This is a genomic window from Azospirillum sp. UENF 112521 (assembly GCF_058780665.1).
Map to the genome: position 1 here is coordinate 983,421 of NZ_JBSNCI010000003.1, position 21,785 is coordinate 1,005,205.

Annotated in this window: 18 protein-coding genes; 13 read left to right on the top strand and 5 right to left on the bottom strand. The window is 68.1% G+C overall.

Annotation, left to right across the window (positions count from 1 at the left end; all coding sequences use genetic code 11):
* Window positions 1-7: 7 nt before the first annotated feature.
* From ACWPN8_RS20065 to ACWPN8_RS20090, 6 genes are all read left to right on the top strand, one after another.
* Entirely contained in the window at window positions 8-1,681 is a 1,674-nt protein-coding gene (locus ACWPN8_RS20065; RefSeq protein WP_109451738.1) for an ATP-binding cassette domain-containing protein, read from the top strand.
* A 75-nt stretch (window positions 1,682-1,756) separates the two neighbouring features.
* Window positions 1,757-2,911, top strand: coding sequence for an SDR family oxidoreductase (locus ACWPN8_RS20070; protein WP_109451740.1), 1,155 nt, complete (start codon window positions 1,757-1,759; stop codon window positions 2,909-2,911).
* 31 nt (window positions 2,912-2,942) lie between these two features.
* The gene (locus ACWPN8_RS20075) at window positions 2,943-3,386 is read left to right on the top strand and encodes an SET domain-containing protein (RefSeq protein WP_492241999.1); all 444 of its coding nucleotides are present in this window, start codon (window positions 2,943-2,945) and stop codon (window positions 3,384-3,386) included.
* A complete protein-coding gene (locus tag ACWPN8_RS20080; protein ID WP_492242000.1) occupies window positions 3,383-4,129 on the top strand; it encodes a hypothetical protein in 747 nt (248 codons plus the stop codon). The genes ACWPN8_RS20075 and ACWPN8_RS20080 overlap by 4 nt, the downstream gene beginning before the upstream one ends.
* A 42-nt stretch (window positions 4,130-4,171) precedes the next feature.
* Complete coding sequence (locus tag ACWPN8_RS20085; protein ID WP_492242001.1) at window positions 4,172-5,359, top strand: porin; 1,188 nt, start codon at window positions 4,172-4,174, stop codon at window positions 5,357-5,359.
* A 376-nt stretch (window positions 5,360-5,735) separates the two neighbouring features.
* Window positions 5,736-7,445 carry an AMP-binding protein gene (locus ACWPN8_RS20090; RefSeq protein WP_492242002.1) on the top strand — a complete coding sequence of 570 codons (1,710 nt, stop codon included), beginning with the start codon at window positions 5,736-5,738 and terminating at the stop codon, window positions 7,443-7,445.
* An 82-nt stretch (window positions 7,446-7,527) separates the two neighbouring features.
* Here the strand turns inward: ACWPN8_RS20090 and ACWPN8_RS20095 are convergent, their stop codons facing one another.
* The 5 genes from ACWPN8_RS20095 to ACWPN8_RS20115 form a co-directional block, all read right to left on the bottom strand.
* The gene (locus tag ACWPN8_RS20095; protein WP_492242003.1) at window positions 7,528-8,382 is read right to left on the bottom strand and encodes an SH3 domain-containing protein; all 855 of its coding nucleotides are present in this window, start codon (window positions 8,380-8,382) and stop codon (window positions 7,528-7,530) included.
* Entirely contained in the window at window positions 8,379-8,615 is a 237-nt protein-coding gene (locus tag ACWPN8_RS20100) for a hypothetical protein (protein ID WP_109451626.1), read from the bottom strand. The genes ACWPN8_RS20095 and ACWPN8_RS20100 overlap by 4 nt, the downstream gene beginning before the upstream one ends.
* A gap of 34 nt (window positions 8,616-8,649) precedes the next feature.
* Window positions 8,650-11,763, bottom strand: coding sequence for an efflux RND transporter permease subunit (locus ACWPN8_RS20105; RefSeq protein WP_492242004.1), 3,114 nt, complete (start codon window positions 11,761-11,763; stop codon window positions 8,650-8,652).
* A gap of 49 nt (window positions 11,764-11,812) precedes the next feature.
* Entirely contained in the window at window positions 11,813-12,427 is a 615-nt protein-coding gene (locus ACWPN8_RS20110) for a hypothetical protein (protein WP_492242005.1), read from the bottom strand.
* An 89-nt stretch (window positions 12,428-12,516) separates the two neighbouring features.
* Window positions 12,517-13,863, bottom strand: coding sequence for an efflux RND transporter periplasmic adaptor subunit (locus ACWPN8_RS20115; RefSeq protein WP_492242006.1), 1,347 nt, complete (start codon window positions 13,861-13,863; stop codon window positions 12,517-12,519).
* A gap of 85 nt (window positions 13,864-13,948) precedes the next feature.
* Between ACWPN8_RS20115 and ACWPN8_RS20120 the strand changes: the two genes are divergently transcribed.
* From ACWPN8_RS20120 to ACWPN8_RS20150, 7 genes are all read left to right on the top strand, one after another.
* A complete protein-coding gene (locus ACWPN8_RS20120) occupies window positions 13,949-14,116 on the top strand; it encodes a hypothetical protein (RefSeq protein ID WP_492242007.1) in 168 nt (55 codons plus the stop codon).
* Between the two features lie 871 nt (window positions 14,117-14,987).
* On the top strand, window positions 14,988-15,920 hold the full coding sequence (locus ACWPN8_RS20125) for a mitofilin family membrane protein (protein WP_492242008.1): 933 nt from the start codon (window positions 14,988-14,990) through the stop codon (window positions 15,918-15,920).
* A gap of 148 nt (window positions 15,921-16,068) precedes the next feature.
* Window positions 16,069-17,655: a peptide ABC transporter substrate-binding protein gene (locus ACWPN8_RS20130; protein ID WP_492242103.1), complete on the top strand. Its 1,587-nt coding sequence runs from the start codon at window positions 16,069-16,071 to the stop codon at window positions 17,653-17,655.
* A gap of 75 nt (window positions 17,656-17,730) precedes the next feature.
* Window positions 17,731-18,819 carry a tetratricopeptide repeat protein gene (locus tag ACWPN8_RS20135; protein ID WP_492242009.1) on the top strand — a complete coding sequence of 363 codons (1,089 nt, stop codon included), beginning with the start codon at window positions 17,731-17,733 and terminating at the stop codon, window positions 18,817-18,819.
* A 73-nt stretch (window positions 18,820-18,892) separates the two neighbouring features.
* Complete coding sequence (locus ACWPN8_RS20140) at window positions 18,893-19,309, top strand: hypothetical protein (protein WP_492242010.1); 417 nt, start codon at window positions 18,893-18,895, stop codon at window positions 19,307-19,309.
* A gap of 105 nt (window positions 19,310-19,414) precedes the next feature.
* On the top strand, window positions 19,415-20,596 hold the full coding sequence (gene alr / locus ACWPN8_RS20145; protein WP_492242011.1) for an alanine racemase: 1,182 nt from the start codon (window positions 19,415-19,417) through the stop codon (window positions 20,594-20,596).
* 59 nt (window positions 20,597-20,655) lie between these two features.
* Complete coding sequence (locus tag ACWPN8_RS20150) at window positions 20,656-21,771, top strand: ABC transporter substrate binding protein (protein ID WP_492242012.1); 1,116 nt, start codon at window positions 20,656-20,658, stop codon at window positions 21,769-21,771.
* Window positions 21,772-21,785: the final 14 nt, after the last annotated feature.

The following is a 21,785-nucleotide window of genomic DNA, read 5'->3' on the forward strand; positions in this document are numbered from 1 at the left end:
GGCGGCGATGGATCTCTGGCGCATTCTGAGACGCGAGGCGCTGCGCAACATGCAGCCGCTGCTTCTGCTGGCGGTGCTGGCGGCGGCGCTCAACCTCGCCCTGCTGACCTCGCTGAACGACGCGCTGCTGGCGCTGGACGATCCGGAGGGGCTGCAACGTCTGCTGATCGTCTTCCTGCTGTCGGCCTTCCTGTGGCGGATCGCCCAGGGCTGGATGATGAACGCGGCGTCCAAGCGCATGCAGGCAGCACTCGCCACCCTGCGCGTCGACCTGCTGCGCCGGGCCGTGGCCGCCGACCTGCCGGACGCGATGGCGGTCGGCTCCTCCCGCCTCGCCCAGGTGGCGGGTGGGGAGTTGCAGATGCTGGCCCAGGCGGTTCCGACACTGGTCATCAGCTTCCAGTCGGTCGCCGCCATCCTGCTGTGCCTGCTGTATCTCTCCACCCTGTCGGGTGCGGCGGTGCTGATCGTGCTCTGCTTCCTGGTGGTCGGCGGCATCCTGATCGGACGTTCCGTCATCCGGCTGGAACTGATGTCGGAGACGATCCACGAGGCCGAAGGCGCCCTGTCGGAGCGGTCGGACCACATCCTGCAGACCTTGCGCGAATGCAAGCTGAACCGCCGCCGCGCCGCCAACGCGCTGGCCGACGCGACCTCCTGCGCCGAAGCCCTGCGCAAGGAACGCCACCGCTTCGGCGCGGAGTACAGCCACTATTTCACCATCAGCGAGCTGACCTATTACGCCGCACTGGCCGGGATCATCTTCCTGCTGCCGGCGGTCACCAACACCGACATCGCCACGGTCATCCTGGCCGGCCATGCCGCCGCCTTCATCGCCTATCCGGTCATCACCATCGTCGCCTCCTACCCCTCCTACATCAGTGCCGAGACCGCCGCCCGATCCTATCTGGCGGTGGAGGCGGAACTGAAGGCGGCGCCTCAGGCGATCGCTCCGGGCCGCGGCAGCGGCATGGAGGATCCCTTCTCCACCATCGCGCTGGAGGGCGCCACCTTCCGCCATGCCGGGAGGGACGGCACGGGCTCCTTCACCGTCGGCCCGGTTGACATGACGGTCGAGCGCGGCAGCGTCGTCTTCATCACCGGCCACAACGGTGCCGGCAAGAGCACGCTGATCCACATGCTGCTGGGCCTCTATCCGATCCAGCGCGGCAGCCTGTCGGTCGACGGCGTGACGGTCGGGCCGGACGGCCTTGCCGCCCACCGCGACCGCTTCGCGGTGGTCTTCTCCGACAGCCATGTGACCCGCCAGCTCTATGGTGCAACGACGCTCGACGACGGCTTCGCCGAAGAGCTTCTCGACCTGCTGGAGATGTCCGACAAAGTTGCCATCGACGGCCGCGCCTTCACCACCGTCGATCTGTCGCAGGGCCAGAAGAAGCGGCTCGCCCTGATCGCCGCCCTGCTGGAGCGCAAGCCGGTGCTGGTGCTGGACGAATGGGCGGCCGACCAGTCGCCCTATTTCCGGCGCAAGTTCTACCGCGAGATCATTCCCTGGATGAAGGCGCGCGGCATCACCGTGGTCGCGGTGACCCACGACGACGCCTATTTCGACGCGGCCGACGTGCAGTTGCAGGTCGACCGCGGCGGCATCCGCCAGCTCATCGCCACGGTTCCCGCGGGCGGCATTCCCGCCCCCGACCTTCTTCCCGTCTCTTCCTGAGACAGGTCCATCCCTTTCCCCCTCCCTATCCCCCTCCCCTGCCCCCATCACCCAGACGCGAGACAGAGGCACACCATGATCCTTCTCACCGGCGGCACAGGCTTTCTCGGCGGTTCCTTCTACCTCGACGCCGTGCAGAACGGGTCCGCGGCGGACTGCCTTCTGCTGATCCGCGGCGCCGACGAGGCCGCCTGCCGCGCCCGCCTCGCCTCCAACCTCGCGCGCTGCGTCGACCGCGCCACGGCCGAGGCCTATGCCGGCCTGTGCCAGATTCTGCCGGGCGACCTGCAATCGCTGGCGACCAGCACCGACCCGCGGCTGGACGCGGTGACCCACATCGTCCATGTCGCCGCCGACACCTCCTTCGACAGCCGCCATTCGGTCTGGCAGATCAATGTCGACGGCACGCTGGCGCTCGCCGCCCGCGCCCGCCGGATGAAGCATCTCCAGCGCTTCCTGCACATCGGCACCGCCTTCTGCTGCGGCGAGACGCCGTGGCTGGAGATGGTGAGCGAGGCCCCGGCCCCCGGCCACGACACGCCCCACATCGTCGAGTACACCCGCAGCAAGGCCGCCGCCGAGCGCGCCCTGGCCGCCGGCTTCCCCGACCTGCCGATCGTCGTCTGCCGCCCGTCCATCGTCGTCGGCCACACCCAGCTGGGCGTGCGTCCCAGCGCCAGCATCTTCTGGTTCTTCCGTCTGGTCGACCGCACCGGCATCCTGCCCTGCTCGCCCGACGGTTTCATCGACATCGTCCCCGTCGACTGGGCGTCGGCCCGCCTGCACGACCTGCTGCGCAAGCCCGACCTGAAGCACAACCTCTACCACATCTCCGCCGGCCTCGGCAGCCGGACCACCTGGGTCGATTTCGAGGAAGCCTTCGCCAACCACGGCCATGAGGGCACCCGCCCCTACAGCTTCTTCGACCCGAAGGGTCCGGAAGGCTGGAAGCCCTTCGACCGGGCCTATCGCCTGGCATTCCCGCAGCGCGACATCCTGCACCGGACGATGGCCGCCGGTGGCCGCAAGTACCACCGCTTCACCGCCCAGGACATCGCCTTCGACAACAGCCGCCTGCTGGCCGAAGGCTTCGCCCCGCCGCCGCGCTTCGCCGACTACATCGGCGTCTGCCTGCAGCAGCCGCGCACGACCGTCGAGGAGCAGTTCGTCGACGACGCCGCCAGCTTCGAGTTCGACGAATCGCTGGCTCCCGCCAACGCCGCCGCCTGACGCACCAACGGGTCCGCCGGAACGAAACGCCATGCCGCTCCTCATCCCCACCCGCCTTGCATCCAGCCCGATCCACGGGCTGGGTCTCTTCGCCGAGGAGCCGGTCGCGGCCGGCGTGCCGGTGTGGCGGTTCGATGCCCGCATCGACCGCCTCTTCGCCTCCGACGACGCGCTGCTGGACGAGTTCCCCCAGCTTTCCCGGCTGGTGGATTTCCACGGCTGCGTGATCGACGGGGTCGGCGTCCTGCTACCCGGCGACGACGCCCGCTTCCTCAACCATGACGACGAGCCGTCCATCGGCCGGGCCGACCCCGCCGACTGGCGGGTCTTCGTCACCCGCCGCGCCATCGCCGCCGGCGAGGAGATCACCTGCAACTACGAGGACATTTGCGCCGATGTCCGCGACGCCGGTGCAGCCAGCTATCTGTCCGCCAGCGATCTGCCCTCCAGCGATTTTCCTGGGGCGCCGGCATGACGCCGCGCGCGTCGCATCACCCCTTACGGACCAGCATCGTCGAACCCGCCGCCCTGACGCCTGAGCGGCGGGCGGTGATGTTCGCCCTGCTCAGCGTCTGGTTCGAGGGGTACGGCGAGGAGTATTTCAACGAGGAGCTAGGCGACCTCGACCACTGCGTCCTGCAGGAGGATCCGGAGACCGGCGAGTTGGTCGGCTTCGCGACGGTCTACCGCCAGGAGGCGGAGATCGCCGGCACCGCCGTCGGCGCCTTCCACACCGCCCACTGCATCCTGGAACGGCGCTTCTGGGGCTCGAACGGGCTGGTGCGTTCCATGGTCGCCGAAATGGTCGGGCGGGCGCGCGCCGACCGGTCGAGGCGGCTCTGGTATTGGAGCTACAGCGCCGTCGGCTACCGCTCCTACCGCTACATGCCGATGCTGTTCCTCCGCCACACGCCCAATGCGGACCGGACGCTCGACGACCTCGACCGCGCCTTGCGCGACCATATCGGCCGCGAATGCTTCGCCCAGTATTATGACGCGGAAACCGGCACCGTCGACTGGAAATGGCAGGGCTACGGCCTGACGGAGGAGGCCCGCGCCATCAGCGAGGCCAAGCTCGACAGCCCGGCGGTCGCCCAGTTCCGCGACATCAACCCGCGCTGGGCCGACAGCGTCGAAATCCTCTGCCTTGCCCGCCTGACCGACGACAACCTCACCCCGTTCGGCCGCCGCTGGTTCCCCATTGCCCAGACGGCCTGACGCCTGCCGCCCTTTCCCGGAATGACCATCCCGATGCGCCCGATGTCCCAGATCTCCATTCTCCGCACCGCATCCCTGGCCGGCACCGCCGCCGCGGCCGTTGTCGTCGCGCTTCAGGCCGCCCCGGCCCTGGCCGAGGCCGAGTTCAGCCTGACCATCGGCGGCGACGCCTATTTCCAGGGCGCCTATGTCAGCCAGAAGCAGGACGACGGGCTGCGCTCGACCGAATTCTCCAACCGCCTGCGCCTGACCGTCACCCCGTCGGCCACCACCGACAACGGGCTGACCTATGGCGCCCGGCTGCGTCTGGTCTCCGGCAACGGCGACCCCTCGGTGTCGAGCCGGACGGTGGAGAACGACCGTGCCTTCCTCTTCGCCAACGGGTCCTTCGGCACCATCCAGGCCGGCGTCATCAACGGGCTGTCCGACGAATACGGCATGATCGGCCCCAACACCGAGGGCATCGCCGGCAGCCCGGACAGCAACGGCATCCTGTTCCTCCACGGCTCGTCGACCTACGCCGCCCTGCCCCTGGCGGCGACCAGCCTGCGCACGCTGGTGTCCTACGACACCGGGACCAAGTTCATCTACATCAGCCCCAGCTTCGGCGGTTTGCAGGCCGCGGTGTCCTACACCCCGCGCACCGGCGATTCCAACACGTCGATCAACCGCCGCAAGGTGGATGCGCTGGGCGATGCGCTCGCCTTCCGCGACGTGGTCGAAGCGGGTGCCGCCTTCCAGAACGCCTTCGGCGACGTGACGGTGGAGGCCAGCGCCTTCTACCAGACCGGCAAGGCGGTGCGGCAGAGCGACGGCATCGCCAGCCAGTCCTTCGAGGATCTGAACTCGTTCCATGTCGGCGTCAATGTCGGCTATGGGCCGGCGAAGGTCGGCGTCAGCTACGCCTACAGCGGCGACAGCGGCTATGCCAAGGGGACCGCGCAGTCGCGCGACCAGCAGAACCTGATCGTCGGCGCCCAATACACCAGCGGCCCGCTGCTGTTCGCCGCCAACTACATGCGCGCGCTGGGCAACGACATGGCGACCATGACGACGCCGGCCAAGGCCGACGTCTGGCAGGGCGGCGTCACCTGGACCGTCGCCCCCGGCCTGACCACCGGGCTGGAGTATGATTATGTCCGCTCGACCCTGTCGGGCGCTGCGGCCAGCGGCGGCGACCTGACCGACCGCGCGCACATCCTGATGCTGGACACCCGTCTGGCATTCTGAGGCTCCGGACGAGCACTCCCTGGCAGCCGGCCCGCCGAAGTCTCCGGACCGTTGCATGAACACGCATCGGTCCGCGGGCCTCGCGATTGCAGGAACCAGTGAAGTCTGGTCTTTCCATTTCGCATCATCAAAGTGGATTTAACAGCTTCCTGTACCGTCTCAAATTCAGGCTTGTCACATCCCGCCCCAGGCGCTTCCTGGCGTGACGCCTCGGTCTCCCGTCGACCGGGCCGACTAGCCGAACGGGGGATCGACAGACCGCCTCGGCACGGGTTCAGTAGGGGGAGCGCACAGCTCCCGCCGGGGGCGGTGCCCATAAAGGACCGCCGGTCCATAAGACCATGGTCCACTGATCATCCGGGGAAGGAAAGCAGCCTTGAGTACGGACACCACGTCGCTGACCCAGAGCTATGTTCACGGTGTAAGCAACACCCCGTTGCTGGGCGAGACCATCGGCGCGCATCTCGACCGCATGGCGGCGCTGTCCCCCGACCGGCCCGCCCTGATCGTCCGGCACCAGGACGTCCGCTGGACCTATGCGGATTTCAAGCGCACCGTCGACCGGACGGCGGCGGGGCTGGTGGCGCTGGGGCTGAAGCCGGGCGAGCGCATCGGCATCTGGTCGCAGAACAACGCCGAATGGGTGGTGACCCAGTTCGCCACCGCCAAGGCCGGGCTCATCCTGGTCAACATCAACCCGGCCTACCGCCTGCACGAGCTGGAATACGCCATCAACAAGGTCGGCTGCGCCGCCCTGATCCTGTCGCCATCCTTCAAGTCCAGCGACTATCTCGGCATGATGGCCAAGCTGGCGCCGGAACTGGCGCAGGCGGCCGCCGACAAGCCCCTGTCGCTGCAACGGCTGCCGACCTTGCGCCACCTGATCCGCCTGGGGGCGGAGAAGACGCCGGGCATGCTGAATTTCGACGACCTGCCGGCGCTGGCCCGCCCGGCCGACGTGGCGGAGCTGGGACGGCTGGCCGGCATCCTGCAATTCGACGATCCGGTGAACATCCAGTTCACCAGCGGCACCACCGGCAGCCCGAAGGGCGCAACGCTGACCCACCACAACATCCTGAACAACGGCTTTTCCGTCGGCGAGGCGATGCGCCTGACCGAACAGGACCGGCTGTGCATCCCGGTCCCCTTCTATCATTGCTTCGGCATGGTGCTGGGCAACCTCGCCTGCGTCACCCACCGGGCCTGCATGGTGATTCCGGGCGAGGGCTTCGACCCCGTCGCCGTGCTGAGCGCGGTGCAGGAAGAGCGCTGCACCGGGCTGCACGGCGTGCCGACCATGTTCATCGCCCTGCTCGACCATCCCGACTTCGCGCGCTACGACCTGTCGAGCCTGCGCACCGGCATCATGGCCGGCTCGCCCTGCCCGATCGAGGTGATGAAGCGCGTGGTCTCCGAAATGAACCAGCGCGAGATCACCATCGCCTACGGCATGACCGAGACCAGTCCGGTCAGCTTCCAAAGCTCCACCGACGATCCGCTCGAACGGCGCGTCTCCACCGTCGGGCGCATCCAGCCGCATCTGGAGGTGAAGATCGTCGATGCGGAGGGGCGCATCGTCCCGCCGGGCACGCCAGGGGAACTGCTGACCCGCGGCTATTCGGTGATGCGCGGCTATTGGGGCGACGCCGAGCAGACCGCCAGGGCCATCGACGAAGCCGGCTGGATGCACACCGGCGACCTCGCCACCATCGACGGGGAGGGCTACTGCAACATCGTCGGCCGGCTGAAGGATCTGGTGATCCGCGGCGGCGAGAACATCTATCCCCGCGAGGTGGAGGAGTTCCTCTACACCCACCCCGACATCGCCGACGTGCAGGTGTTCGGCGTTCCCGACCAGCAATACGGCGAACAGCTCTGCGCCTGGATCCGGCCGAAGCCGGGAACGGCGCTTACCGAACAGCAGGTGACCGCCTTCTGCCAGGGCAACATCGCCCATTACAAGATCCCGAAATACATCCGCTTCGTCGAAGAATTCCCGATGACCGTCACCGGCAAGATCCAGAAATTCGTCATGCGCCAGACCATGATCGGGGAGCTGAACCTGTCCCAGGACCGCACCGCCTGACGCACACTGCCCCGGCCGGCGGCCTGCCGGCCGGGGGAGTCCCTGCTTCATGCGCCTGCCGGCAACGCCGGGGCGACAGGTGTCATGACGCCCGCCCGCCCCATGGCAACCAGGCGCCGATCCAGCCATAAACGGCCCCGGTGGCGGTCGAGAACCATCCCTTCGCCTCCTCCGCCAGCGGCGGGGCCTTGTCCTTCCACTGCTTGACCCACTCGACGGCCGGCTGCATGTCCTCTTCGACCGACTTCAGACGGTCGCTGAATTTTCCGAACTCCTCACGCTCCGCGCTCAGCCGGGTCGATGCCTGTTCCTGCAATGCGGACAGGGTCTCCATCATTCCCTTCGCCATCTCGATGGTGGCGTTCAGCGTCTCCATCCGAGACGCATCTCCGCTACCGCGTTCCGCGAGGGCCTGGAGGTCGGGCATCGCCGCCAGCTTCCGCTCGATCTCGTCGAGCCGGGCCTGGAGTTTGTCAAGCCGCTCCAGCAGGGCCGGATCGGCGGGTGCCGGCGCGGGAGTGGACGCCGCGGCAGCGGCAACCGGCGTGGAGACCGGAACCGGGGCGTTTGCCGGGCCGGAGGCGCCGCCGGCCGCCGGAGCAGCCGCGCGCAGCAGGTCGGCCGAGACGAAACCGGTCCGGCCGCTCTGCGTCACCACGCTGTACCAGGGGGCGTCGGCCACCTTGCCGGTCACCCGCAGGCGGCTTCCGCCATCGACCAGCTCGATGCGCGCCGCCTTCGCCGAGGGCTGCTCGCGCACATTGATCCGCGCGGTCGCCACGAAGTCCCCGTCCAGCGGCGTCACCTGCGCCGGCGGCGTGTCACGCGCGCTCTGCGCCCCGGCCGTCGGCGGCGAGGCCAGGAGGAACAGGGCCAAGGCGGCCAGGGCCAAGGCGTCCTGGGGAAGCGGACGAAGAGCCGGACGGGTCGAATTCATGGTTTCGCGCTTTCCTCGTTCACAAAGTCACTGGCCCTGATCAGCCGGTCGATCTCCGCCTCTTCGCGGGCGAGCTGGGCCTCCAGCTCCGGGCTGACCTTCCGGCTGCTCCAGAAGGCGTCCTGATAAAAGGTGTCGTACCAGTTCTGGAGCGTGTTCATGCCCACGTCCATGGCGACGCCGCCAAGCAGCGACGCGGTGACGACCAGGACGGTCAGGGAGGTCGGCTCCATGATGCTGTCTCCTCGCGGGTCAGAAGGTCTCGGGTCAGAAGGTCTCGCTGGCGAGGTCGCCCTCGGCCACCACCCGCAACCGTTCCAGCGCCTCCTGGCCGAAGCACTGGAACAGCACCGGGGTGGTCAGGGTGTCCAGCAGGGTGGAGCTGATCAGCCCGCCGAAGATGGCGACCGCCACCGGATGCAGGATTTCCGTCCCCGGCATGTCGGACGAGAACAGCAGCGGGATCAGTGCCAGCCCGGCGGACAGCGCCGTCATCAGCACCGGCGTCAGCCGCTCCTCGCAGCCGCGCATGATCAGCACCCGGCCGGTCGGAACCCCCTCATGCAGGGCGAGATTGATGAAATGGCTGATCTTGAGCACGCCGTTGCGCACCGCGACGCCGGTCACCGCGATGAAGCCGATCATGGCGGCAAGGCTCAGATCCTGGCCGAAAACGACCAGGGCGGCGACACAGCCGATCAGGGCGAGCGGAATGTTCGCCATCACGATCAGGCTCAGCACCACCGAGCGGTAGCGCTGGTACAGGACCAGGAACACCAGGGCGATGGAAACCGCACACAGCCCGGCCATCACCGGACGGCTTTCCTCCTCCTGGCGGAAGCTGCCCTCCAGCAGCGTGTTGTAGCCGGACGGCAAGGGTGTGGCGGCGATCGTCGCCCGCATCTGCGCGACGATGGCCGACATGTCGGACCCGTCGGTGTTGGCGGTCAGCACGATCCGGCGCATGCCCGCTTCGCGCATGATCTGGTTGGGTCCGGCGGCGTTCACGATGGTGGCGACGGAGGACAGCGGCACATAGCCGGCCGGGGTTTCCATCCGCATCTGGGCCAGGGTTTCCGGCGTGCGGTCGGCATCCGACAGGCGCAGCACCACGTCGAAGCGCTTGCCGCCGTCGATCACCTGCGACACCGTCCGGCCGTTCGACAGGCTTTCCAGCGCCTGCGCCAGCTGTGCCGGCGTCACGCCGAACAGCTTGGCCCGCTCGTAATCCAGCGTGATGCGGATCTGGGGAACCTGGACCTGCTGCTCGACCAGCAGGTCGCGCAGCCCCGGAATCCCGTCGAACTTCTCCCGGAAGCGGCCCGCCAGCATGCGCAGCGTGGCCAGATCCTCGCCGAAGATCTTCATGACGATGGCGCCGCGCACGCCGTTCTGCGCCACCTCCATGCGCGAGGTCAGGAACTGTGTCACGGTCAGATCGACCGGCAGCACCGACAGGCGGTCGCGCAGATCCTCGATCACCTCAGCGCGGCTGCGGCCATCCAGCCGGACGCGGATCGGGAACTCGCTGCTGTTCACGGGATCGGCGTCCTCGTCATCCTCGTTGCGGCCGGTGCGGCGGGCGACGCTCACCACCTCGGGCACCTGCAGGATGATCTGTTCCGCCATCGCCCCGACCCGGCTCGATTCGGCAAGCGAGATGCCGGGCCGGTTCAACAGCTGGACATACAGCGTTCCCTCGTTGAAGGGAGGAAGGAAGGAGCGCGGCAGCAGCGGCAGGACCAGCGCCGACAGCACCACCAGCCCGGCGGCGGCGGCCAGCAGCGCCCGGGGATTGTCGAGCGCCCAGCCGAGCGCCCGGCCGTTCAGCCGCTTCAGCCAGCGGATCAGCCGGCCGTCATGCGACTCCTCCAGATGCTTCATGTTGGGCAGCAGATAGGCGCAGAGCGCCGGCGTCACCGTCAGCGACACCAGGAGGCTGGCGAAGATGGACACGATGTAGGCGATGCCGAGCGGGCCGAACAGCCGCCCCTGCTCCCCCGGCAGGGCGAACAGCGGCAGGAAGACCAGCAGGATAATCGCGGTGGCGTAGATGATGCCCGACCGCACCTCCTGCGAGGCGCGCATGATGACCTCGATCACCTCCAGCGGCCGGTGGCGCCGCCGGTTGTCGCCCAGCCGCCGCAGCGTGTTCTCGACATAGACCACCGAATCGTCCACCAGCTGGCCGATGCCGATGGCGATGCCGCCCAGCGTCATCGTGTTGATGGTGGACCCCATCAGCTTCAGCGTGATGATGGTGAGAATCAGCGACACCGGAATCGCCAGCAGCGAGATGGCGGTGGTGCGCGCGCTCCACAGGAAGGCGGCCAGCACGACGGCGACGATGACGATGGCGTCGCGCAGCACATCCTCGACATTGTCGACGGAGGCGCTGATCAGGTCGGCCTGGCTGTAGGAGATGCGGTCGGCCTGCACACCACGGGGCAACGAGGGCGTCAGCTCCGCCAGCATGTTCTCCACCCGCTCCGCCAGCGCCACGCTGTTGGCGCTCGGGTGCTTGAGGATCGCCATCAGCACGGCCGGCTCGCCGTTGAAGCTGCCCTCGCCGCGCTTCACCTTAGCGGCGAAATTCACCTCGCCGATCTGGCTCAGCAGCACCGGGCGGCCGTCGCGGAAGGCAACCACGAGGCTGCGCAGATCGTCCAGGCTGCGGCTGCGGGCGACGTTGCGGATGATGAATTCGGTGTTGTAGAGGTCGTTGAAGCCGCCGCTGCTGTTGCCGCCGAAGGCGGTCAGCGCCTGTTCCACCTGGGTCAGCGTGATCCCCAGCATGTTCATGGCGACCGGATTCGGGGTGAAGCGGAACTGCCGGACGTCGCCGCCGACGACATAGACCTGCGACACCCCCTCCACCGCCATCAGCCGGGGCCGGACGGTCCAGTCGGCCACCTCGCGCAGGGCCATCGGATCCATGCCGGGAGCCTGCACCACCAGCTGCATCGCCAGCCCCATCACCGACGACATCGGCGCCAGATGCGGGACGACGCCGGCCGGCAGCCGCTCGCGCACCATGCCGATCCGTTCCGTCACCTGCTGCCGGTTGCGGTTGGGGTCGGTGCCCCAGACGAACTCGACATAGATCAGCGAGAAGCCGGGGCTCGACGAACTGCGGATGCGCGACACCCCCGGCATGCCGTTCAGCACCAGCTCCATCGGATAGGTGATGAGCTGTTCGACCTCCTCGGGCGCATAGCCGCCGGCCTCGGTGACGATCGTCACCATCGGCGGATGCAGGTCGGGAAGCAGGTCGATCGGCATGTCCCGCGCGATCAGAACGCCCCAGCCGGTGATCAGCAGCGCCGCGATCAGGACGAGGGGGCGTTGGCGCAGGCTGAGTCCGACGAGAAAGGTGAACATGACGACGGGCGTCTCCGAAGGCGGCCGGAAGGCTGGAGGTTGCGAAGGGTCAGGCTGCCTTGCCGGGCCAGCGGCGGCGGATGGCCACCGGATGCTGCCACATCCACAGGAGGGCCACGATCAGGGCGACCGCCACTCCCGCCCAGACGATCGGCCGGTGGGCGGATGCGGCGCCGGGGACGGTGTCCGCCAGTCGCGGCAACAGCAGGTCGGCGGCCCCGGTCGCGGTCGCCCCGGCCAGCGCCATCCTCACCGTCAGCGGCGTGACGCTGGCCGGCGGCAGGTAGGGTTCGGAGCGGTAGATGCCGGGAGAAACCTCGCTCAGCTCCAGCGTTTGCCGCGGGGTGTCGATCCGCAGGTCGGCTCCGCTCAAAGCCTCGCTGCTGTCATAGCGGTCGACGAAGGCGAACAGCCGCTTCTGGTTGGCGATCACCACGACGCTGACCGGTTCCGCGGCTGCCCCCCTCACCGTCGTCCGGGCCAGATCCATGACCATCGCGACGCGCGGAGACGCGGCGATCCCGGCCGCCCCCGCTTCGTCGGCCAGCGCCCGCCCGGCGGAACCGGCAGTCATCCCCGCCGCAAGGCACACCGCCAGCACGGCGGACACCGCGCCGGCGGCGGCGCAACGGAGCCAGTCTGCCGTCCTGCTGCGAAACTCCATGGCGTCCTCCACTGTATCTGCTTTCATTGTTTTGGCCGGGCATCGTCTTGGCCAGGCGGCTTTCGCCGGGCGGACGCGGAAAGGCGGCGCTACTGGAACTGCGACAGCAGCCGGGCGCCATGGGTGACGATCCGGGCGCCCGGCTCCAATCCCGCGGAGATCAGCACGCTGCGGCCATCGATCATCTCGGTCTTGACCGTGTGCGGCATGAAGACCTCCGGCTCGACCAGTTCCCAGACCTGCTCGGCCCCGCCCGAATCGTTGACCACCGCCTCGCGGGCGATGGGGATACCGTCACGCATCTTCGACTCGTTGCGAATCGTGACGGTCACCGGACGGCCGACCCGAAGACCCTCCATCGGATTCTCGATCCGGAACATCAGGGGCACCGACTGCTGCTGCAACGCCAGCCCGCTGCCGATGAAGGTCAGGTCGAGCGCGTCGCCCTCCGGCGTCACCGCGCTGGCATTGCGGACCAGCTGCGTGCCGCGGGCGACCTCCGGGTCGGCGGCGACCGCCTCGATCCACAGGCGCTGCGGGTTGACGATCTCAAAAATCTTTTCGCCGGGATGGACGATGCGGCCGTTGATGGCGGTCGACGCGCTGATCACGCCGTCGATGGCCGCCCGCAGCACCTCCTGGGTCTGAAGCATCGGCAGCAGGGCCTCCCGCTCGCGGCGCAGACCTTCCAGCCGGACCTCCGCCTGCATCACCTTGCCGTCGCGGAAGGGCACGAACCAGAACTGCTTCAGGATCTCGACGCTTTCGGCGGTGATCCGGATCTCGTTGGTCAGCCGTGCCACCTCGCGCCGGACCTGGCTGCGGTCGACGACGCCGATGGCCGGCGCGACATAGCCGAGGATCTGCCCCTTGCGCACCGTTTCCCCCAGGACCGGCATGCCGGTCTTCGGCGGTTCGATGCGGCCGAGCAGGCTTGCCTCGACATCACCATGGGCGTTCGGGTCCGGAACGATCCGGCCGGGCAGCTTGACCGTCAGCGGCGTGCGCACGCTGTCGGCCCTGTGCGTGCGGATGTCGAACATCCGTTGCAGCGGCTTCGGCACGAAGTAGGAGCCGTCCGGCCTGCGCTGAGGCTTGTCGACCGCCAGCGACGCCAGCAGCTTCGCGTCCGTCGCGCGAGGTTGCGGCGCGGTGGGCACCGCGTCGGCCACGGCGGCCACCGGCGGCGTTGCCGGTTCGGATGTTGCGGCCGGGGGCTTCGGCGGGACAGCGTCCGGCACCGGTTCAGACGACAGCGGTTGCGATGGGGGCGGAGCAACGGTGCCGGCCGGAAACGCGGCATTCAGGACGGATGGCGACGCGGCGGGAGCGGTCTGGCCAGCCTCCCGTGCCGAAGGATCCTGCGCCGATGCCGCCGGCATCGCGGCGTCCGCGACATGGACCTGGCTGACCGGGGTGCGGTTGACCCCGAACATATACGCTACTTCCCAGCTGAATTGGCCGAGAGCGGTCGATCCGCTGGAAATATAGCTGCCGACCGCCGCGACCGGTGCGGTTGCCGTGTTCACCACCGCGCTTGCCGCCGAGCAGGCGGTCGAGCCGATCCATTGGCCGGTGCCGGAAAGCCAAGCCCCATCAGCGGATGGAGCGGCGGACGAGGCGGCGGTCGGAGCGGCGGACGGGCGCCGCACCCTGACGGCAGCCTCGTCCTCCGCTTCCGTTCCGTGACGGCTCCAGGCCGCGGCGGATGCCGCCGACATCGATGCCAGAAGAATTGCGGCGGAAACCGCAGAGGACACCGCGCGGGACAGCCCCACGCTCCGCAAGAGCGCTACCGGCTGGCCGAGCCGCTTCCGGCCCCGCTGCCGGGGTCCCTTCGCCAGCCTTGCGGAGCCGACGACATGAGGCTGGTCTTGGCCCGCCATGGTGCGATCCACCGTTCCAAACACATTCGGCATGTAGATTCCGGCGTTCGATGATGCCCGTTCCGGTCGACGAAGCAGCGAACGCACGACCGTCCCGGATATGGACCCAGCTTCCCCCGGCCGGCGCGCAAACCTCGCCTGCCGTCATTGGACCCGAGGAAGCCTAACGAATTATGAATGACCATGTTGGGATACGACGTTCTGAAATATAAGCAATGATTCTGCGCAATCTTTGAGAAGGGCTTTCCCTGCGAAGACTGTTAAGAGCCGTAACTTTCCAAGGAATCAGTCGCAAAAATCCTTGTTATCACCGCTGATTACATTTTCAACCTAACATGTTGCCACTGATAAGCCAGCGCATCCTTTGATGAAAATTTCTCGGATAGACAACAATAAGACTCTGACTCAGAACGAAAAGTTTCAACACTGATCAAGTCTGCAAATTTCCCGTGAACGCTTTTCCGTTTACCCTGATTGAGGTAGCCTGTCCGATATGAGATATGCGGACTACTGGACACTCGAATCAAGAACCGCCTTTTCACATGCCGACGCTGCAGGAAGACGATGCCCCCGGCACCGTCGGCGCCGCCCCTGTCGCCGGCTTGGAAACCGGTCGTCGACAGTGACTTGTGGACCGCAGCAGCCCATGCCAAACCCGAGCGGAGCGTGACCGTATGCAAGACGTCCAATCCACCGAAGAAACCGGCAGCCGATCCGGCATCGACCGGCAGGCGTCCGAAACGGCCACGCCCGGCCCCCAGACCGCGCCCGCCATCGTGCAGCCCGGCCGCAGCAACGGTCCGGTCGTCCTGACCATCCTGCTGGCGGCGGCAGCGGTGTGCGGCACCGTTCTCTATTCCGACGACCTGCGCTCGTCCTTCCTGTCTCCGAGCCGCAGCCAGCTGAAACTCGATACGCTGGAGCGGACCGTCGCGGGGCTGACGGCGATGCCGGAGAAGCTGACGGCGCTGGAACAGGCGGTCGCGGCGGCCGGCAAGCGAACCGACCAGCAGGCCGTCACCGGCCGTGCGGTTTCGGTGATCGCGGCACGCCTGCTGAAGGAGTCGCTCGGCAAGTCCGACCCCTTCGCCGACGACCTCGCGCTGATGCGCCTCTCCGCCGCGACGGACGCCGAACTGTCGAAGGCTCTCGATTCGGTGTCGGGCTACGCGGCCAAGGGCGTGCCGACCCGGACCCAGCTCTATGCGTCCTTCGGGCTGCTTGTGCCGTCCGCTCTCCAGGCGGAGGTGCAGGACGGTGCGGGCGGACTGCGCGAAACCGTCTGGGGCTGGATGACCGGCCTCTCGACCGTCATCCTGGCATCGGCGTCCGACTCGCCGCCGCAGGCCGCCGATCCGACAGCCCCGCAACCGGCGGCTCCGCAAGCGGCGGAAAGCAGGACTCCGGCGCTGCTGGCGGCCACGGCGGCCCGGCTCGAAGCCGGAGAACTCGCGGCGGCCATCGATGTCATGGCGTCGCTCGACGGCGTTGCCGCACCGGTGGCGGCACCCTGGCTGGCCGACGCCCGCGCCCGGCTGGCCGCGGAGCGGACCGGCGCCCTCCTGGAAACCAGGATCCGCAGCTGGAGCGCCGCCGGCACCCAATAAGGAAGTCGGCCCGCTGCCGGGATGCGCGTCCGGCCGCTTGGCGGCCTGCGGCCCCGGACCGGTGGGCCGGACACCGATCATTTTCCGATTCCACCGCCAGACTGCGAGGCTACCGGTGACAGAGCTAAAGAAAAAGGTATCGGCGGTGATGGTTGCCGCCGGGCTTGCGCTTTTCGCCGGGACGGCGGCGCAGGCGGCAACGGTGCTGAACCGCGGCAACGGTGGCGAGCCGTCGACGCTGGACCCGCACCGCACGGACGGACGCATCGAATCGAACATCCTGCGCGACCTGTTCGAGGGGCTGGTGGTGTATGGCCCTGACGGCCGCATCCTGCCGGGCGTCGCCGAAAGCTGGCAGGTGTCGGAGGACGGCAAGCTCTACAGCTTCCAGCTCCGTGCCGACGCCCGCTGGTCCAACGGCGACGCGGTGACGGCCGAGGATTTCGTCTACAGCCTGCGCCGCGCCCTGACGCCCAAGGACGGCATCCAGCCCTCCTCCAACATGCGCGTCATCAAGGGTGCCGCCGCCGTCATCGACGGCACCAAGCCGGCCGACACGCTGGGCGTCGCGGCGCCGAACCCGCGCACCGTGACCATCGCGCTGGAAGCGGCCACTCCCTATTTCCTCGACCTGATCGCCGCCGACAACAGCGCCCTGCCCGTGCATCGCGGCACCGTCGAGTTGCAGCGCGAGCGCTGGACCGATCCCGGCAAGATGGTGACCAACGGCGCCTATGTGCTTGAGGAATGGCGGGCCCGCCAGCAGATCGGCCTGGGCAGGAACGCCAATTTCCACGGCCGCAGCGGCGTCTCGATCGACAAGGTCAACTTCTTCCCCATCGACGACGCCGCCGAGGAGGTCGACCGCTTCAAGGCCGGCACCCTCCACCTCACCTACGAGGTGCCGCAGGACCGGGTGAAGTGGATCTCTCTGACCGAACCGAAGGTGTTCTGGAACAGGCCCTTCCTGGCCACCTACTATTACGCCTTCAACCTGACGGTCGAGCCGTTCAAGAGCAACCGCGACCTGCGCCGCGCGCTGTCGCTTGCGGTCAACCGCGAGAACATCGTCGACAAGGTCACCCGCGCCGGCGAGACGCCCGCCTATGGGCTGGTGCCGCCGATCGTCCCCAACTATCGCCGCCAGACCGCCGACTTCATCGCCGAGCCGATGGACAACCGCCTGCGCGAGGCGCGCCGCCTGTTCTCGGCCGCGGGCTTCAGCCCGATGCAGCCGCTGGCGGTCGAGATCCTCTACAACCAGTCGGAAAACAACCGCGTCATCGCCGACGCCGTCATTTCCATGTGGCAGGACGCATTCGGCAAGGGCATCCAGGTCAAGCCGGTCAGCGTCGAACGCACCGATTACCTGAAGCGCCGCGCGCGGCGCGATTTCCAGATCGTCCGCGCCGCCTGGATCGGCGATTACGCCGACCCCACCGTCTTCCTGAACCTGATGCTGTCCACCGCCCTGCCGCCGCGCAACGATCCCGGATACCGCAGCCGCAAGTATGACGATCTGCTCGCCAAGGCGGCGGCCAGCGAGGATGCGGCCCAGCGTTCCTCCCTGCTCGGCCAGGCCGAGAAGGCGATGATCGACGACGACCCGGTCATCCCGATCTACCACTTCTCCACCAAATCGCTGGTCAGCCAGCAGATCAAGGGCTGGGTCTACAACGTGCGCGACGTCCATCCCAGCCGCTTCCTGTCCTTCGCCGAAAAGGCCGCCTCGTGACCGCCGCCACGGCGACCACGGCAGCCTGACAGCAGACAGACGACACAGCGAAAGCAAAGCGACAGGGGGAAACACATGGATTTCGGCCTTCTCACCATTCCGCTGGTGACACTGGCGATGGCCTTCGGCTTCGCCGTGTTCACCGATACCCAGACCATCCATTTCGACTATGTCGACGTGCCCGACTCGATCTCCCAGGAAACCGGGCTGACGCCGGCGGTGGTGATCACCAAGCTGGCCGACGACATGCAGGAGATCGAGCGGCAGGCCTTCACCAAGGCCGAAGCCCGTCAGGTCGAACTGCATGCCGACCAGAGCGCCACCTCGGTGCTGGGCGAATATCTCGGCGTCACCCCGCTGATCCGCGTGGTGCAGGAATCGGCGCACATGATCCCCTTCACCTTCTCCGGGGAAATCGTGCGCCACGACCAGCAGGTCGAATTCATCCTGCGCAGCTACGACAGCCACCACAACAAGACGCGGATCTCGCGCAACGGCTCGGTCGACGACATGAAGGGCCTGATCCACGGCGCCGCCTATGAGGCGATGCGCGTGGTGAACCCCTACATTCTGGCCGCCTACCAGTTCAAGCGCGACCGGCTGTCGCGCGACTTCACCCCGACCCTGGAAATCCTGCGCCGGGAGCTGGAAGGGCACGACTCGCGCTACGCCCCCTGGCTGCACAATCTGTGGGGCATGGTTCTGTACCAGCAGAACGACCGCCACGGCGCCATCCACCAGTTCGAGGAGGCGGTGCATCTCGACCCGAACTTCCTGTCGCCGCGCCTGAACCTGGGCGTCGTCAATGCCCGGCTCGGCGAATACGAGTTGGCGGTGCGGAACTTCACCGCGGTGGTGCAGCACCCCAACGTGGCGCAGAGCCCGGCGGTGAAGGCGGCGGCGCTGAGCGAATGGGGCTTCACCCTGGCCCTGACCGGCCGGATCGACGAGGCCTATGCCAAGTTCGACGAGGCCAGCCGGGCCGATCAGAATTTCTCCGACGTCTATTCGAGCTGGGCGGAGGTGCTGAGCGCCCAGGGACGCCGCGAGGAGGCGGAGCGGATGACCGCCAAGGCGCTGAAGCTGGCGCCCAAGGAAGTCGTCTACACCGAAAACCTGATCGGCACCGTCCAGAACGTGCCGGCCACCGCCAGCATGAACTGACGACATGACGGAGGGGGGCCGAAGCATGAGGCGGAGCGCACACTCCACAACCATGGCCGCGGCGGCCGCGGCTATGGCCATCCTGGTCGCGGCGGCTCCGGCCGTGGCCGCGGGTGGGCATGGCGGCGGCAGCGGGCACGGTGGCCGTCAGGTCCGCCATGCGGTGCCGGTCCATGCCGAGGTCAAGCATGCGTCGGCGCACCGCAGCAAGGGCAAGGGCCATGGCGAAAGCCACGATGACGACCATGGCGGCGGCCACAGCACCAGCGTCCTGCTGCTGGTGATCTACGGCCTGCTTGGCGTCAGCAACGACCATGGCGGGGATCACGGCGGCGGGCATTCCAGCCCGATCGCCTCGATCTTCGGAGGCGGCCATGGCGGTGGGCATGGGGCAGGTCATGGTGCCGACCATGGAACGGGACACGGCCCCGACCCGGCCGGAGCCCATGGCCCGGCCGACGCCGGGATCATCCCGGCAGCGGCCCATTGATGGCGAGCGATTGAGTGTGGTTGGTCCGGGGCCCGCGGGTTCCGGTCGGATTTCCAGAGCGGAGACGATGCAAGCAACCGAAAACAGCGGTACGGGCCGGTCGTCATGACCGTTGATGTCGCAGGCTGCCACACCGTCCTTCATATCGACCGGCTGACGTCCAATCTCGCGATGGCCAGATCGATGCTGGACCGTGGCGCCCGCATCCTGGGCGTGGTCAAGGCCAACGCCTATGGTCATGGCGCCCTTGCCGTGTCCCGGGCGCTCGAACGTGCAGGCATCGACGGTTTCGCCGTCGACAGCCCGGATGAAGGAATCGAGCTGCGGCAGGCGGGGGTCGCATCGCCGATCCTGGTGATGAACCCGCTTTGCCCCGGCGACGCGTCCGCCATGATCGGGTTCGGCCTGACGGCGACCGTCAGCGATGTCGAAGCGGCCGAAGCGCTGCAAGCCGCCGCCCGCCGGGCCGGACGCCCGGCGGACATTCATGTCAGGGCCAGATCCGACTGCGCCGGGCTGGGCGCGGACGGGGACGCGGTGGTCTCCCTCCTGCGCGCGTTGCGCAGCCTTGCCAATCTGCGGGTGGAGGGGTTGTTCACCCACATGATCGGTCCCTACCGGGACGATACCGCCCAGATCGGGCGGGAGGTCGCGGGCTTCCGCACTCTGATCGACCGGCTGCCGGCCGACTTGCCGAGGCCACCGCTCGTCCATGCCGTCACCAGCCCCGGCCTGTTCAACGCCCCCGACGCCCGCTTCGACATGGTCCGGCTGGGTGCCGTGCTCTACGGCATCCGCATGGTCGAGGCCGGCGGCGCGCCCTTCCCGTTCCGGCCGGTGATGGAGCTGGTCTCCCGCGTCGCGCATCTCTGCCGGCTGGAGCCGGGCGACGACATCGGATACGGCCCGGCCGCCCGGCGACGGAGCGATGGACGACGTGGGGGGCCGGCCGGAACCGGAGGACGGGCCGCGATGATCCCGGTGGGCTATGCCGACCTCCCCTATCTGCTGCGCTTCCGCGACAGCGCCGTGCTGATCCGCGGGCGGCGGGCTCCGCTGATCGGTGAAGCCTTCATGGGCAAGGTCCTGGCGGATGTCACCGACATCCCGGACGCCGCACTGGGCGACGAGGCGGTGTTCGTCGGGGCGCAGGGCATCGAGACGATCACGGTGGAGGACATCGGCAAGGCCAACGGCATCCGCCCGTCGGCCGTTCTGATGCTGGGACCGCGCGTGGCGCGCCGCTTCGCCGGCGAGGTTGGGGAACTGGTGGGGGGCGTGGAATGAGCCGATGCGGACAGATGCCGAACCGGCGCCAAGTGATCGCCGGTGCCGGCACAGCGGTCATGAGCGCCCTTCTTCCGCGTGGCGCGCATGCAGGCCGCGCGACCGACAACGCATTGCTGCCGAAGCTGACCGACGGGCGGCACTGGCGCATCGGCTATGCCGAAACGATGCCCTACGGCAATTATGCGGGCACCCTGGCCAGCATCGTGAAGGGGCTAGACGCCCTGTCCTGGCTGAACGGAGCGGCACGCATGCCCTATGACGCCGGCCAGAGCGACAGCGAGGCGCTGTGGCGCTGGCTGTCGGCGCGCGATCTGGGGCCGCGCATCCGCTTCGTCCCCGACGGCTGGTACGGCGGGCTGGATCAGGCGTCGGCGGAACCGATCCTCCAGCGGCTGGAAAGCGGCAGCGACATCGACCTGATGATCGTCATGGGCACCATCGCCGGGCGGAAGCTGGCGCTGGACCGCCACGCCGTTCCGACGCTGGTGTTCTCCACGACCAATGCGGTCGCCGCCGGCATCGTCACCGCCGCGGAGCGCTCCGGCCGCAATCATGTCTGGGCCCATGTCGATCCCGAGCGCTATCACCGCCAGATCCGCATCTTCCACGAGACCTTCGGCTTCCGCCGGCTGGGGATCGCCTACGAGAACAGCCCGGCCGGCCGTGCCATCGCCTCCATCGCCGACATCGAGGCGATGGCGGGACAGCTGGGGTTCGAGCTTGTGGCGCGCCATGTCCAGGCGCCCGCCGGGCCCGACGATCAGGAACGCTATTACGCCGACCTCGCCGCGGCCTGGGGCGACCTCTCCCGGCAGGTCGACGCGATGTACATCACCTTCGGCCGCTGGAGCCTGGAACGCTTTCCGGCCCTGGTCCGCATCTTCCAGGAGCGCGGCATCCCAACCTTCTCGCAGCTTGGGCCGGAGGAGGTGGCGCAGGGCGCCCTGATGAGCGTCGCCCGTAGCGATTTCGACGGAATCGGCCAGTTCGGCGCGTCGGTGATCGCCCGGCTGGCCAATGGCGAGAGGCTGGCGGAGATGCGCCAGATCTATTTCGACACCCCGACCATCGCCTGGAACCTGGCGGTTGCGAACCGGATGGGCTACCGCCCGGCGATGTCGGCGCTGCTGGCCGCCGACAACATCTACACCAGCCTCGGCGCCATGCCTTGAGCGGCCCGCCATCA

Bases quoted from the DNA above. Each gene is read 5' to 3' on its own strand.
- ACWPN8_RS20100 (WP_109451626.1), bottom strand. From the start codon at position 8,615: ATGGAGCCGACCTCCCTGACCGTCCTGGTCGTCACCGCGTCGCTGCTT.
- ACWPN8_RS20075 (WP_492241999.1), top strand. From the start codon at position 2,943: ATGCCGCTCCTCATCCCCACCCGCCTTGCATCCAGCCCGATCCACGGG.
- ACWPN8_RS20070 (WP_109451740.1), top strand. From the start codon at position 1,757: ATGATCCTTCTCACCGGCGGCACAGGCTTTCTCGGCGGTTCCTTCTAC.
- alr (WP_492242011.1), top strand. From the start codon at position 19,415: ATGACCGTTGATGTCGCAGGCTGCCACACCGTCCTTCATATCGACCGG.
- ACWPN8_RS20095 (WP_492242003.1), bottom strand. From the start codon at position 8,382: ATGAATTCGACCCGTCCGGCTCTTCGTCCGCTTCCCCAGGACGCCTTG.
- ACWPN8_RS20135 (WP_492242009.1), top strand. From the start codon at position 17,731: ATGGATTTCGGCCTTCTCACCATTCCGCTGGTGACACTGGCGATGGCC.
- ACWPN8_RS20150 (WP_492242012.1), top strand. From the start codon at position 20,656: ATGAGCGCCCTTCTTCCGCGTGGCGCGCATGCAGGCCGCGCGACCGAC.
- ACWPN8_RS20115 (WP_492242006.1), bottom strand. From the start codon at position 13,863: ATGTTCGGGGTCAACCGCACCCCGGTCAGCCAGGTCCATGTCGCGGAC.
- ACWPN8_RS20105 (WP_492242004.1), bottom strand. From the start codon at position 11,763: ATGTTCACCTTTCTCGTCGGACTCAGCCTGCGCCAACGCCCCCTCGTC.
- ACWPN8_RS20130 (WP_492242103.1), top strand. From the start codon at position 16,069: ATGGTTGCCGCCGGGCTTGCGCTTTTCGCCGGGACGGCGGCGCAGGCG.
- ACWPN8_RS20080 (WP_492242000.1), top strand. From the start codon at position 3,383: ATGACGCCGCGCGCGTCGCATCACCCCTTACGGACCAGCATCGTCGAA.
- ACWPN8_RS20125 (WP_492242008.1), top strand. From the start codon at position 14,988: ATGCAAGACGTCCAATCCACCGAAGAAACCGGCAGCCGATCCGGCATC.
- ACWPN8_RS20085 (WP_492242001.1), top strand. From the start codon at position 4,172: ATGTCCCAGATCTCCATTCTCCGCACCGCATCCCTGGCCGGCACCGCC.
- ACWPN8_RS20065 (WP_109451738.1), top strand. From the start codon at position 8: ATGGATCTCTGGCGCATTCTGAGACGCGAGGCGCTGCGCAACATGCAG.
- ACWPN8_RS20110 (WP_492242005.1), bottom strand. From the start codon at position 12,427: ATGGAGTTTCGCAGCAGGACGGCAGACTGGCTCCGTTGCGCCGCCGCC.
- ACWPN8_RS20140 (WP_492242010.1), top strand. From the start codon at position 18,893: ATGGCCATCCTGGTCGCGGCGGCTCCGGCCGTGGCCGCGGGTGGGCAT.